The sequence below is a fragment of the Streptomyces sp. NPDC034111 genome (assembly GCF_055575375.1).
In genome coordinates, this window is record NZ_JBVIST010000001.1 from 1,255,641 (window position 1) to 1,268,570 (window position 12,930).

General features: G+C 71.7%; 11 protein-coding genes, 1 tRNA gene and 1 pseudogene. 7 read left to right on the forward strand and 6 right to left on the reverse strand.

The features are described 5' to 3' along the window. The first annotated feature begins 58 nt into the window (after window positions 1–58). Window positions 59–1,885, forward strand: coding sequence for a glutamine--fructose-6-phosphate transaminase (isomerizing) (gene glmS / locus ACZ55A_RS05465; protein ID WP_468834120.1), 1,827 nt, complete (start codon window positions 59–61; stop codon window positions 1,883–1,885). Window positions 1,886–2,224: 339 nt separating this feature from the next. Here glmS and ACZ55A_RS05470 read toward each other — a convergent pair whose 3' ends face one another. After that, entirely contained in the window at window positions 2,225–2,746 is a 522-nt protein-coding gene (locus ACZ55A_RS05470; protein ID WP_468834125.1) for a universal stress protein, read from the reverse strand. A 399-nt stretch (window positions 2,747–3,145) separates the two neighbouring features. On the opposite strand from ACZ55A_RS05470, the gene ACZ55A_RS05475 reads away from it, so the two are divergent. The 4 genes from ACZ55A_RS05475 (at window position 3,146) to ACZ55A_RS05490 (ending at window position 5,954) form a co-directional block, all read left to right on the forward strand. Beyond that, window positions 3,146–3,418: a hypothetical protein gene (locus tag ACZ55A_RS05475; RefSeq protein WP_468834129.1), complete on the forward strand. Its 273-nt coding sequence runs from the start codon at window positions 3,146–3,148 to the stop codon at window positions 3,416–3,418. 349 nt (window positions 3,419–3,767) lie between these two features. Further along, entirely contained in the window at window positions 3,768–5,057 is a 1,290-nt protein-coding gene (locus tag ACZ55A_RS05480) for a GlxA family transcriptional regulator (RefSeq protein WP_468834133.1), read from the forward strand. Window positions 5,058–5,062: 5 nt separating this feature from the next. Continuing rightward, the gene (gene orn / locus ACZ55A_RS05485; protein WP_468834137.1) at window positions 5,063–5,719 is read left to right on the forward strand and encodes an oligoribonuclease; all 657 of its coding nucleotides are present in this window, start codon (window positions 5,063–5,065) and stop codon (window positions 5,717–5,719) included. Window positions 5,720–5,878: 159 nt separating this feature from the next. After that, window positions 5,879–5,954 (forward strand) — tRNA-His (locus ACZ55A_RS05490). Between the two features lie 74 nt (window positions 5,955–6,028). Here the strand turns inward: ACZ55A_RS05490 and ACZ55A_RS05495 are convergent. Beyond that, a complete protein-coding gene (locus tag ACZ55A_RS05495) occupies window positions 6,029–6,679 on the reverse strand; it encodes an NAD(P)-dependent oxidoreductase (RefSeq protein WP_468834140.1) in 651 nt (216 codons plus the stop codon). Window positions 6,680–6,819: 140 nt separating this feature from the next. Here ACZ55A_RS05495 and ACZ55A_RS05500 point away from each other — a divergent pair, with 140 nt between their 5' ends. Continuing rightward, window positions 6,820–7,785, forward strand: coding sequence for a helix-turn-helix domain-containing protein (locus ACZ55A_RS05500; RefSeq protein WP_468834145.1), 966 nt, complete (start codon window positions 6,820–6,822; stop codon window positions 7,783–7,785). 18 nt (window positions 7,786–7,803) lie between these two features. Here the strand turns inward: ACZ55A_RS05500 and ACZ55A_RS05505 are convergent. From ACZ55A_RS05505 to ACZ55A_RS05515, 3 genes and pseudogenes are all read right to left on the reverse strand, one after another. After that, window positions 7,804–8,694 (reverse strand): annotated as a pseudogene (locus ACZ55A_RS05505) (chitinase); the annotation flags it as partial. A 344-nt stretch (window positions 8,695–9,038) separates the two neighbouring features. Further along, window positions 9,039–10,439, reverse strand: coding sequence for a HAMP domain-containing sensor histidine kinase (locus tag ACZ55A_RS05510; protein WP_468834149.1), 1,401 nt, complete (start codon window positions 10,437–10,439; stop codon window positions 9,039–9,041). 31 nt (window positions 10,440–10,470) lie between these two features. Continuing rightward, the gene (locus tag ACZ55A_RS05515; RefSeq protein ID WP_468834152.1) at window positions 10,471–11,163 is read right to left on the reverse strand and encodes a response regulator transcription factor; all 693 of its coding nucleotides are present in this window, start codon (window positions 11,161–11,163) and stop codon (window positions 10,471–10,473) included. 109 nt (window positions 11,164–11,272) lie between these two features. On the opposite strand from ACZ55A_RS05515, the gene ACZ55A_RS05520 reads away from it, so the two are divergent. After that, entirely contained in the window at window positions 11,273–11,854 is a 582-nt protein-coding gene (locus tag ACZ55A_RS05520) for a hypothetical protein (RefSeq protein ID WP_468834156.1), read from the forward strand. Window positions 11,855–11,872: 18 nt separating this feature from the next. On the opposite strand, the gene ACZ55A_RS05525 is transcribed toward ACZ55A_RS05520, so the two are convergent. After that, complete coding sequence (locus ACZ55A_RS05525) at window positions 11,873–12,772, reverse strand: spermidine synthase (protein WP_468834160.1); 900 nt, start codon at window positions 12,770–12,772, stop codon at window positions 11,873–11,875. Window positions 12,773–12,930: the final 158 nt, after the last annotated feature.

Here is a 12,930-nt window from a genome sequence, read left to right on the forward strand (position 1 = left end):
CGCACAGCGGGCGCCGGGCACCACAACCGACACAACGTCTTTCTCGGAGGGTCACTGTATGTGCGGGATCGTCGGCTATATCGGCAAACGTGATGTCGCTCCGCTGCTGCTGGAGGGCCTCCAGCGCCTGGAGTACCGCGGCTACGACTCGGCCGGGATCGCCATCCACGCGAGCGGCACCGGCAAGGCCGCGGGCCTGAAGACCGCCAAGGCCAAGGGCCGGGTCCGGGAGCTGGAGTCCCGGCTGCCGAAGCGGTTCGCCGGCACCACCGGCATCGCGCACACCCGCTGGGCCACCCACGGCGCGCCGACCGACGAGAACGCCCACCCGCACCTCGACACCGAGGGCAAGGTCGCGGTCGTCCACAACGGCATCATCGACAACGCCTCCGAGGTGCGCGCCAAGCTCGCCGCCGACGGTGTGGAGTTCGCCTCCGAGACCGACACCGAGGTGCTGGCCCACCTGATCGGCCGCTCCCAGGCCGAGAAGCTGGAGGAGAAGGTCCGCGAGGCGCTGCGGCACATCGAGGGCACCTACGGCATCGCCGTGCTGCACTCCGACTTCCCCGACCGGATCGTGGTCGCCCGCAACGGCTCCCCGGTCGTCCTCGGCATCGGCGAGCACGAGATGTTCGTCTCCTCCGACGTCGCCGCGCTGGTCTCGCACACCCGCCAGGTCGTCACCCTCGACGACGGCGAGATGGCCACCCTCAAGGCCGACGACTACCGCACGTACACCACCGAGGGCTCCCGTACGACGGCGACGCCGGAGACCGTCGAGTACGCGGCCGAGTCGTACGACCTGGGCGGCCACGACACGTACATGCACAAGGAGATCTCCGAGCAGGCCGACGCGGTGGACCGCGCGCTGCGCGGGCGGATCGACGACCGCTTCTCCACCGTGCACCTCGGCGGCCTCAACCTCGACGCCCGCGAGGCGCGCGGGGTGCGCCGGGTGAAGATCCTGGGCTGCGGCACCTCGTACCACGCGGGCCAGATCGGCGCCCAGATGATCGAGGAGCTGGCCCGGATCCCCTCGGACGCCGAGCCGGCCTCCGAGTTCCGCTACCGCAACCCGGTCGTGGACCCCGACACCCTGTACGTGGCGGTCTCCCAGTCCGGTGAGACCTACGACGTGCTGGCGGCCGTCCAGGAGCTCAAGCGCAAGGGCGCGCGGGTGCTGGGCCTGGTCAACGTGGTCGGCTCGGCGATCGCCCGGGAGACCGACGGCGGCATCTACGTCCACGCAGGACCCGAGGTCTGCGTGGTCTCCACCAAGTGCTTCACCAACATGGTGGTCTCCTTCGCGCTGCTCGCCCTGCACCTGGGCCGGATCCGTGATCTGTCCGTCGCGGACGGCAAGCGGATCATCGAGGGCCTGCGCAAGCTGCCCGGCCAGATCGACGAGATCCTCAAGGGCGAGGCCGAGGTCAAGAAGCTCGCGGCCCAGTACGCGGACGCCAAGTCGATGATGTTCATCGGCCGGGTGCGCGGCTACCCGGTGGCGCGTGAGGCCTCGCTGAAGCTCAAGGAGGTCTCGTACATCCACGCCGAGGCCTACCCGGCCTCCGAGCTCAAGCACGGCCCGCTGGCGCTCATCGAGCCCGCGATGCCGACCGTGGCGATCGTCCCGGACGACGACCTGCTGGAGAAGAACCGCGCCGCCCTGGAGGAGATCAAGGCCCGCAGCGGCCGCATCCTGGCCGTCGCGCACCAGGAGCAGGAGAAGGCCGACCACACCATCGTCGTGCCGAAGAACGAGCCCGAGCTGGACCCGATCCTGATGGGCATTCCGCTCCAACTGCTCGCCTACCACACGGCATTGGCCCTGGGCCGGGACATCGACAAGCCCCGCAACCTCGCCAAGTCCGTCACGGTGGAGTAGGCACCACAGGGCCGTCCCCTGGAGGCGGCGGCTGCTCCGCGCGTGCCACCTACGCGCGGAGCCGCCGCCTCCCCTGTGCCGGCGTCGCCCGTACGCCGGCGGGATGCCGCCGCCCCGGGAACCGTCACTTCCCGGCCGGCAGCACGCAGTTGCCGTGCGCGCGGCCGCCGGGCCCGTGACGCGGCGCGCCCACGTAACCGCTCTTTACCCGTCACCCGCACACAATTCACCTCCGCAGACCGGCGGAGATGGCGTAGGTGACTGCGCACACCCTTCATGACGCACCCTCAACTGTGCGCAAACCGGGGAGGAGTGGAGCGAAGGGGGCGAACCGGAAGATCAGGGAATGACGATGACCGGACGCTGCGCCCGGCGGGCCAGCCGTCCGGCGACCGAGCCGAAGATCCGGCCGACGATGCCCTGTGTGGAGCCGACCACGATGGCGTCGGCCTCGTACTCCCGCCCGACCTCCTCCAGCTCGTGGCAGATGTCACCGCCGCGCTCGACGAGGATCCAGGGGACCTCGCTGAGGTGGTCGGCGCAGGCCAGCTCCAGACCGAGCACTTCGGTGCGGTGATCCGGCACATCCACGAAGACCGGGGGCTCACAGCCCGCCCAGACGGTCGTCGGCAACCGGTTGGCCACATGGACGATGATCAATCCGGCGCTGTGGCGCCGGGCGATACCGATTGCATACGCCAACGCTCGCTCGCTCGACATGGAGCCGTCGAAGCCGACCACGACGCCGTGCCGGAACGCGGGGTCGCAGGAGTGTCGGGTCTCTTCCGCCGCTTCGAGGTCCGCCATCGGATCGGCGACCTGCTTGCGGTCCGCGGGTTCGGGGATTTCGTGACCGGCCATTGGTGTCTCGGCGAGGACGTCCTCTTGCGGAGGGGCGAACGGGGAACGGCGATTGACTTGATCCGGCAGTTGACTGAGCTGGCTCGCTCGCGGTGCGGGAGCCATAGTTCAATGAGGAACAATACGACCGGGAATCATCTTCCCAACCTGATACCCCAAGAGTACGGCGCCACTCCCCCGGTGCCCAGAGCCCGCCGCGGGCGCCGGGCGCCCGTGCGAGGTGGGTGGGGGCCTCGAACGTTCCCCGGAGCATGCCGGAGCGTGGCGCGGATGGCAATGCCCCGTCCTGCCCCCGTACGTACCCCTCGCGGTGACCCGTGATCGTCGGCGGCGTTGTAGTAGCAGCCCGTCCGAGGGGAGCGCGAGGTGCCGTTGCCGCCCGACAGATCACCCGACCCAGTGAGCGACGTCGTGCGCTGGGGCGCGTTCAGCTGCGCCCTGGTGCCCGTCGTACTGATCATCAGCGGCGCCTCGTGGATCGGCGCGGCCGGCACCGCCGCCGGTCTCGCCGCGGTGACCTGCGCCTGCCGCGCACTGCTGCGGCATTCCGAACGGACCGCCGCACGGATCCGCACCCGTGCCCTGCGACGACACCGGGACAGAAGCGGATATTCGGTACCGTCGGCGCACGGGGGCGGACGCCATTCCGACCGGCGTACGCCGGTCGATTGAGGCCCCCGCAAGTCTGCGCGCGACCGTTTTCAGCCAACTTCCGGCCTGAGTCGGCACCTTACCCCTGACCCCCCTCAACCCTGGTGTGAGCAGGGCGGAAAGGACCGCTGGGCATGGTTGTGCCCTACTGCGAACGGGCAGAGCCGAGACGCGTACTTCCCATGTAGGCCCGACGAGTGGAACGCTTCGTGATCGAATGCTTCGCGCCAAGTTGCCATATCGACATACCAGTGGGTGGTGAACTTGGCACTCCATCCTCACGGAACACAGTAGATTCGATCTTGGTAGTGACGGCGGGGGAACTGTGCAGGACCGAGAGGGCGAGACGACCGAGGGGGGCTTAAGTGCCATGAGCCAGGACTCCGCTGCCGTACCAGATGCCGCACGCAAGCTCGCCGCCCGACGACGCCGCGAAATAGTCGCGGTGCTCCTCTTCAGCGGCGGACCTATTTTCGAGAGCTCCATTCCGCTCTCGGTCTTCGGCATCGACCGCCAGGACGCAGGCGTCCCGCGGTACCGGCTACTTGTGTGCGCGGGCGAAGATGCGCCTTTGCGCACGACCGGGGGGCTCGAACTGTCAGCCCCCTACGGGCTGGAGGCGATCTCCCGTGCCGGGACGGTCGTCGTACCGGCCTGGCGATCCATCACCCAGGCCCCGCCGCCTGCCGCGCTCGACGCACTGCGCCGCGCGCATGAAGAAGGGGCCAGAATCGTCGGGCTGTGCACGGGGGCGTTCGTCCTCGCCGCGGCCGGACTGCTCGACGGCCGGCCGGCCACGACCCACTGGATGTACGCGCCGACGCTCGCCAAGCGTTATCCGTCCGTCCATGTGGACCCCCGCGAGCTCTTCGTCGACGACGGCGATGTGCTCACCTCCGCGGGGACGGCGGCCGGTATCGATCTTTGTCTGCACATCGTGCGTACCGACCACGGCGCGGACGCCGCGAACGCGCTGGCCCGCCGGCTCGTCGTACCGCCCCGCCGGACCGCCTCCGACCTGGGACACCAGCGCTACCTGGACAGGTCATTACCAGAGGAGATCGGCGCCGACCCGCTCGCCGAGGTCGTCGCCTGGGCGCTGGAGCACCTCCACGAGCAGTTCGACGTGGAGACGCTGGCCGCCCGTGCCTATATGAGCCGGCGCACCTTCGACCGGCGCTTCCGCTCCCTCACCGGGAGCGCTCCGCTGCAATGGCTGATCACCCAGCGGGTGCTACAGGCCCAGCGGCTGCTGGAGACCTCCGACTATTCGGTCGACGAGGTCGCCGGACGCTGCGGGTTCCGTTCGCCGGTCGCCCTGCGCGGCCACTTCCGGCGGCAGCTGGGCGCCTCGCCCGCCGCCTACCGCGCGGCCTACCGCGCCCGCCGGCCGCAGAACGGGGCTTCCGAGCCCTCGCTCAGACCGGAGCGGGGCGAGCGGGCCGAGCGGCCGGAGCGCGAGCGGGCGGCGCTGGGGGCGGGCGGTGCGGAGCGGTTCTCCGCCGCCGCACTGGCCGGACACGGTCTGGCGACCGCCGAATCGGGCGATCCGGGCAAACCACAGTCGGATGTCTACGCCTCCCGACTGCCGGACACCCCGGTCGGCCGGGCTGCGGGGCGCCCCGTACTGCCCGGTCAGCGCGAGCGCCCCGTAGGGTGAGATGTATGAACGATCGCATGGTGTGGATCGACTGCGAGATGACCGGACTCTCGCTGGCGAATGACGCGCTCATCGAGGTGGCCGCACTGGTCACCGACTCGGAGCTGAATGTGCTGGGCGACGGGGTGGATGTGGTGATCCGCCCCCCGGCCGAGGCACTCGGCACCATGCCGGAGGTGGTGCGCCAGATGCACACCGCCTCCGGGCTGCTGGCGGAGCTGGACGGCGGTACGACGCTGGAGGCGGCCGAGGCGCAGGTGCTCGCTTATATCAAGCAGCATGTGCCGGAGCCGGGGAAGGCGCCGCTGTGCGGCAATTCCGTCGGCACCGATCGCGGCTTCCTGCTGCGCGACATGCCGACGCTCGAGAGCTACCTCCACTACCGGATCGTCGATGTCTCGTCCGTGAAGGAACTGGCCCGGCGCTGGTACCCGCGGGCCTACTTCAACAGTCCGGACAAGAACGGCAACCACCGGGCGCTGGCGGACATCCGCGAATCCATCGCGGAGCTCCGCTACTACCGGGAGGCGGTCTTCGTACCGCAGCCCGGACCCGACTCGGAGACCGCGAAGGCGATCGCCGCCAAGCACGTCCTGCCGGCCGAGCCCCCGGCCCAGCCGGCCGCACAGCCGTCCACGCCGCAGTCCGCCGCGTCGTCGTGACACACCCGGTGCTGTCTTTCGGGTCACTGCCCGACCAGCCGTGACCCGAAAGACACGCCCGCGCCCCGCAGGCAGGAAACCTGGGCGCGAGCACCCCTCCGGACCCTGTACACTTTTTCTCAGCCGGTGGGGAAAAAGAACCACACAGCACCGGTCATGGTGGGTATAGCTCAGCTGGTAGAGCACCTGGTTGTGGTCCAGGATGTCGCGGGTTCAAGTCCCGTTACTCACCCCACTTCAAGGCCCCCGACCTCAGGTCGGGGGCCTTGAACGTTTCCGGCGTCGAACTCGCCCGGGACTCCGGGCGGCTCAGTAGCCGACGGTGAAGCGCTCGCCGAGGTGCCGGGGGTGCTCGATCTCGTCGAGGACGGCGACGGCGTAGTCCTCGGTGGAGATCCGGCTGGCACCGTCCGCATCGGTGATCAGCTCGTCGGTGGCGGTGCGGTAGCTGCCGGTGCGCTCGCCGGGCTCGATGGTGGCGGCCGGGCTGAGGTTGGTCCAGCGCACATCGGAGACGGAGCGGTAGAAGTCCAGCGCGTCGCCGTGCGCGTGCATGATCTGGAGCAGGAACTCGGGCAGGCCCTCGGCGTCCCAGACCTGCTTGCCGTCGGGCGTACGGAGTGAGCCGGCCCCGCCGACCGCGATCAGCCGGGGCGCCGCGTCGCCGAGGGTGCGCAGACCGGCGACCAGGGACTCGGCGGCGGGCTTGACGGTGGCGATATGGCCCGGACCGTCGCCGCCGCCGACCGCGCTGACCAGGACGTCCTTGTCCTTGGCCGCGGCGGCGACGGAGGCCGGGTCGAGGATGTCGCCGGTGGTCACGGTCAGGTTCGGATGGGTCGTGGTGATCTTCGCGGGGTCCCGGACGACCGCGGTGACCTGGTGACCGCGCTCCAGGGCCTCGGCCAGGATGCGGCTTCCGATGCTGCCGTTGGCCCCGAAGAGAGCGAGCGTGGACATGGTGGATCTCCCAGCTGTTCGATGTGTCCGTGGTCGGCGTGTCCGGGTCCGCGGACTTCCGTTTTCCGTCAGCGGTCACGCTGATGTCTTCTACGCTAGGGGCGGTAGCGGGACATTCCGGGGTAGCGAGGGGACCAGCGATGGTCAAAAAGCGACACGAGGGTGGGGAGCCCGTTCCGGAGATCCGGGAGGTGGCGTTCTCCGCGCCGGCCGGGCGGCCCGCGAGCGTGGAGGTGATGACGCTCGCCGAGCTGCGCGAGCGCGCGGACGCCTGTCAGCTGTCCACCCCGCACCGCCCCGGCTTCCACCATCTGCTGCTCCTGGACCGCGGCCGGCTGGTGCACAGCGTCGACTTCCGCGAGCACGTACTGGAACCGGGCGATCTGCTGTGGGCGCGCCCCGGGCAGGTCCAGCACTTCGGCGATCTGACGGGCGCGGAGGGGCGGCTGGTGCTCTTCGAGGCCGGCTTCCTGGACCCGGCGACCGCGGCCGCGGCCCGGATCGAGGACTGGTACGGACCGCCCGTCACGCATCCGGAGGGCGCGGCGGCGCGGCGGCTGGACGAGGCGCTGCGCCAGCTGCACCAGGAGTTCGGGGCGCTGGGCGGACTGCCGCTGGAGATACATCTGGAGGTGCTGCGGCATCTGCTGGCCGTACTGGTGCTGCGGGCCGCCCACCCGGGCGGGCCGGCGGGCGACGGAGCGGGCGGCTGCGAGGCGAGCGCGACGTATCTGCGCTTCCGGGACGCGGTGGAGCGGGACTTCACCCGCAGCCGCCGGGTCGCCGACTACGCCCGCGCACTGGGCTATGCGCCGCGCACCCTCTCCCGGGCCACCGAGGCCCATGCGGGGGTCGGGGCCAAGGAGTTCATCGACCGCCGGGTGGTGCTGGAGGCCAAACGGCTGCTGGCGCACGGTGACCGGTCCGCGGCCCGGATCGCGGACCGGCTGGGCTTCGCCGACGCCACCAACTTCAGCAAGTTCTTCCAGCGCCGGACCGGCAGCACACCGATCGCCTTCCGGGCCGCGGTACGGGGCGGGGCGCAGCGGGTGGGGGGAAGGCCGCTGCGCCCCGCGCGGGGGGACGGGGGTCCGGTACGGCGGTAACCGGACCCCCGGTGGGGGTCAGCCGGTGTAGGCGCCGAACGCCTTGGTGAAGTCGAGCGGGCCCTGCTCGATGGAACTGCAGGTCGGCTGGGCGGAGTTGCCGGCGCCGCCGGGGCAGGCCTTGTCGCGGGTGGAGGACCACATCGACAGCCAGCCCAGGTGCTTGGCCTTGGCGAACTTCACCAGCTGGGCGGCGTCGTCGGCCTTGAACACCTCGCTCTGGACGTCGTTGACGCCGATCATCGGGGTCACCGCCACGGCCTTCCAGGCGGCCGCGTCGCTCAGCCGGAGCGCCTTCTTGATCTGGCCCTGGGTGGCGGTGGCGGCCTGGGTGGCGTAGGTGCCCATGTCGCCGCTGTAGGAGGGGCCGTAGTCCATCGCCATGATGTTCACGGCGGAGACCTTGACGCCGTTCTTCTTGGCGTCGGCGACCAGGTTCACCCCGTCCTGGGTCAGGCCCTCGGGCATGACCGGCAGGGTGAAGGAGACGTCCAGGCCGGGGTGGGACTTCTGGAGCTGGGTGATGGCCTGGGCGCGGCGGGTGTTGGCGGCGGTGTCGGGCAGTGCGCCGCCCTCGATGTCGAAGTCGACCTTGGTGAGCTTGAACTGGTCGATGACCTTGCCGTACGCGGCGGCGAGCGCGTCCGCGCTGTTGCAGACCAGGCCGAGTTCGGAGCCGTTGGCGCCGCCGAAGGAGACCCGGACGTCGCCGCCGGCCTTGCGCAGGGCGGGGATCTGCTTGGCCACCGGGTTGTCGCCGAGCTCGGCCGAGCCGCCCCACTTGGGAGTGCAGCCGCCGCCGGAGGTGATGAACGCCAGGTTGAAGTTCTTCACGCCGGTCTTCTTGGCGGTGTCGGCCAGGTCGTAGGCGGGGCTGAGGGAGGTGTCGACGTACGGGGCGAAGCCGGCCGCGGCCTTCGGGGCGGCGGCGCCGCCGGTCTGCGGAGCGTTGCCGGCCATCGCGGCTCCGGCGACGGCGAAGGCGCCGCCGGCCGCGGCCACGACGGCCGCACCGGTCACGATCAGCTGGGTGGTGCGGCTCTTGCGCCGTCGGTATGCCGAGGAACTCATCTCGTGCCTGCCTGTCGTCTGCGTGGGGGGTGGCTGGGGTGCACCGTGGTGCGTCCCGCACGCTAGCGGCTACGAAACGGACAAATGCCCGGATCCGTACGGCAGTTGGCGGAATTATGCCGCCCTTAAGGAAGCGGAAGGGGGTGGTTAAGACCTCCGGCCTATGCCGCGTGCGCGGTCGCTCAGGTGCCGGTGCGGGCGGCCCGCCGCCGGCTGCCGAGGGTGCGGCGCAGCCGGTGGCCGCGGCGGCCCCCGTGCCGCTCGCGCCGGTCGTTCAGCGCCAGCCAGACCCGTACCTCGGTGCCGCCGAGGACCGAGCGGCCGAGGCGCACATCGCCGCCGGTCGATTCGGCCAGCCGCCGCACGATGTCCAGGCCGAGGCCGGTGGAGCCCTCCCCGCCGTCGCCGTGGCCGCGGCGCAGCGCCGCGTCCGGGTCGGCGATGCCCGGCCCGGCGTCCGAGACCAGCACGATGACGGCCTCTTCGGCGTTGTGCACGTCGACCGCGAAGGCGGTGCCCTCGGGGGTGTGCCGGAAGACATTGCCGAGCATCGCGTCCAGCGCGGCGGCGAGGTCGGGGCGGGCGACCGGGATGCGTACCGGCCGGTCCGCGCCGGCGATGCGTACGGTGCGGCCCTCGTCCTCCGCGAGCGCGGACCAGAAGGCCATCCGCTCGCGGATCACCTCGGCGGCGTCACAGCCGGCCGCTGCGGCCGCCGGCTGGGTCTGGGCCTTCTGCTCGCGGGCGGTGCGGATGATCTGGTCGACCTCGCGCTCCAGTTGGGCGACGGCGGCCCGGGTCTGGTCGGCGGCCGGGCTGTCGCCGAGCGAGGCGGTGTTGAGCCGGAGCACGGTCAGCGGGGTGCGCAGCCGGTGCGAGAGGTCGGCGGCCAGTTCGCGTTCGTTGGCGAGCAGTTGGACGACCTGGTCGGCCATCGCGTTGAAGGCGCTGGCGGCCAGCCGCAGTTCCTTGGGGCCGTCCTCCGGGACGCGTACGCCGAGCTTGCCCCGGCCGAGGTCGTGGGCGGCGCCGGCCAGCCGCTCGGCGGGCCGCACCATCCGGGTGCCGAGCCGGTCGGCGACGGCGACCGAGCCGATGACCAGGGCGAGTCCGACGCCGGCCAGCACCACCCAGGAGGTGGTGACGCCGTTGGTGAGCGCGGCGTCCGGGACGAAGACCTCGACGACCGCGATACCGGAGGCCACGGCGGTCGGCTGGAGGAGCACCGAGCCACCGCGGACCGGCGAGATGGAGGCCCGGCCGAGTCTGACCGCGGCCGCCACCTCTGCCGGTGCGGCACGCCGGGCGCCGATCTCGGCGGGCCTGCCGTTCTTGCCGTTCGCCGGGACGTGGACGCCGATCCGGCCGCCGGGGCCGGTCTCGGCGCTGGCGACGGCCCGCTCCAGCTGGGTGCGGTCGGTGGTGATGGCGAGGACCGGGCCGATGGTGGCGGCCTGCCGTTCGGCGCTGCCGTAGGCGCGGTCGCGGGCGAGTTCCTTGACGACGAGTCCGAGAGGGATGGCGAAGGCGACCACGACCATCGTGGTGACCGCCAGCGCCACCTTGACCAGGGCCCATCTCACGGCGTCCCGTCCTTCGCTGCTCCGCCCCGGCTCACCGCGGTGGCTCCAGCTTCACGCCGACACCGCGCAGGGTGTGCAAGTACCGGGGCTGCGCAGCGGTTTCGCCCAGTTTGCGGCGCAGCCAGGACAGATGGACGTCGATGGTCTGGTCGTCGCCGTAGGACTGCTGCCAGACCTCGGCCAGCAGCTCCTTGCGCGGGACGACGACGCCGGGGCGCCCGGCGAGGAAGGCCAGCAGGTCGAACTCCCGGCGGGTCAGGTCGAGTTCCACACCGTCCAGTTCGGCCTGGCGGCGCAGCGGGTCGATGGACAGCCCGCCGACCTGGATCACCCGTGAGGGCGGTTCCGCACCCGCCGTGCCGGCCCGGGAGCGGCGCAGTACGGCCGCCATACGGGCCGACAGATGCTCGACGGAGAACGGCTTGGTGAGGTAGTCGTCGGCGCCGTCGTTCAACAGCCGTACGATCTCGGACTCGTCGTCCCGGGCTGTGGCGATGATCACGGGGACGTCGGTGATCCCGCGCAGCATCTTCAGCGCCTCGCCGCCGTCCAGATCGGGCAGCCCGAGGTCGAGGATGACGACGTCGAAGCCGACGTGCGCGACCTCGCGCAGCGCCTCCAGGGCGGTTCCGACGCTGCGTACCGTATGGGCGGCCTCGGTCAGATGCCGGATGAGGGCCGAGCGTACGAACTGGTCGTCCTCGACCACGAGCACACGTGCCATGGGCCGCACCGTACGCCATTCGGGTCAGCCGCTCTGTCCGGAAGGGGCGGCGGAGCGCGGCGGTCCGCCGCGGCGGACGGGCTGCAACGGGGCGCGCCGGTGGTGCAGTATGAGCCAGATGCAACGAGGACTGGTTCACGCGGCGGCCTGGACGCTGGCGACCGGCGCCGCGGTCACCCTGTCGTGGTTCGGTGTGCACACCGTGCTGTCCGGGACGGCGTACGACGCACCGCGCGCGCTGCCCCTCTCGGAGCGGGTGGCCTCCTCGGGGGCGCGGGCGGACGGCGGCGCCACCCCGCGGGTCTCCTCAACGCACCGTCCCAGACCGTCCACTTCGGCCGGCCGGAGCCCGTCCCCCGACGCCGGCAGGCCCACCGGACCTGCCGCGCCGTCACAGACCGGCAGCGCCTCCTCCTACCCCCCGGCCGGCTCCCTGCCAGGCGGCTCCGCGGCGGGCTCCGGCGGCGAGGTCAAGAGCTACTCCACGTCCGGCGGCCGGGTCGTCTTCGACATGGACGGCTCCTCTGCCGAGTTGGTGTCGGCGACGCCCAACTCGGGCTGGGAGATGCAGGTGTGGAAGCAGGAGCAGTGGATCCGGGTCGACTTCACGGGCGGCAGCGGGCATGTCTCGGTGTTCTGCACCTGGAACGGGCATCCGCCGATGGTGCAGACGAGCCACCACACGACATGACGGGCCGCCGGCCCGCGCTCAGTCGAAGGCCTTGGCCGGCGGGGCCGGGGACGCCACCGCGGTGGCGTCGGTCACCGGCGGGGCGCCGGCGGTGAAGTCCAGCAGCGCACGGCCGTGCTCAACCCGCCCTGCCTGCGGGTCGGTTGCCGCCCGCCGGGTCAGTTCGGCGAGCGGCAGCTGCGCGTCGGAGGCGAGCAGGACCGCGTTGCCGAAGCGTTTGCCGCGCAGTACGGCCGGGTCGGCGGTGACGCAGAGCTCGGGGAAGACCGTACGTACGGTGGCGAGCTGGCCGCGCAGAAAGCTCAGCGGCGCCGCACTGCGCGCCGCCCCGGCCCCCCGTGCGCTCCCGGGCCCGTCGGTGAGGTTGGCCGCGTACCGGCCACCGGGCCGCAGCGCCCGGCGGACCTCCGCGATGAATTCGGTGCTGGTCAGATGCGCGGGGGTGCGCGCACCGTCGAAGACATCGGCGATGACCAGGTCGGCCCAGCCGTCCGGGATCTTCGCCAGGCCCGCGCGGGCGTCGCCGCCGCGCACCCGGATCCGCCAGCCGCTGTCCAGCGGCAGCTGCCGGCGCACGAACTGCACCAGCGGCGCGTCGATCTCCACGACCTGCTGGGTGGACCGGGGCCGGGTCGCGGCGATGTAGCGGGCGAGGGTCAGTGCGCCGCCGCCCAGATGGACGACGCGCAGCGGTTTGCCGGGCGGGCCGGCGAGGTCGGCGATGTGCCCGAGCCTGCGCTGGTAGGAGAAGTCGAGGAAGGCCGGGTCGTCCAGGTCCACATGGGACTGCGGGGCACCGTCCAGCAGCAGCGTCCAGCCGCGCGGCCGGTCCCGGTCGGGCCGCAGCTCCGCGAGCCCGCCGTCCACCGTCTCGGTGACGGACTCCGCTCCGCCACGCCCGCGCCTGCTCTTCGCCATGCCCTCCAGTATGACCGGTACCCGGAGGGCCGTATCCGCAGGTCAGGGCGGGATGGCCGGGAGGGCGCGGGGCCGTGCCGGCGGAGGGGGCAGGCGGTCGGCGGGGCCGCGACACAGTGGCGGACCACCACGACCGAGGTCAGGGTGGTCCGCCAACT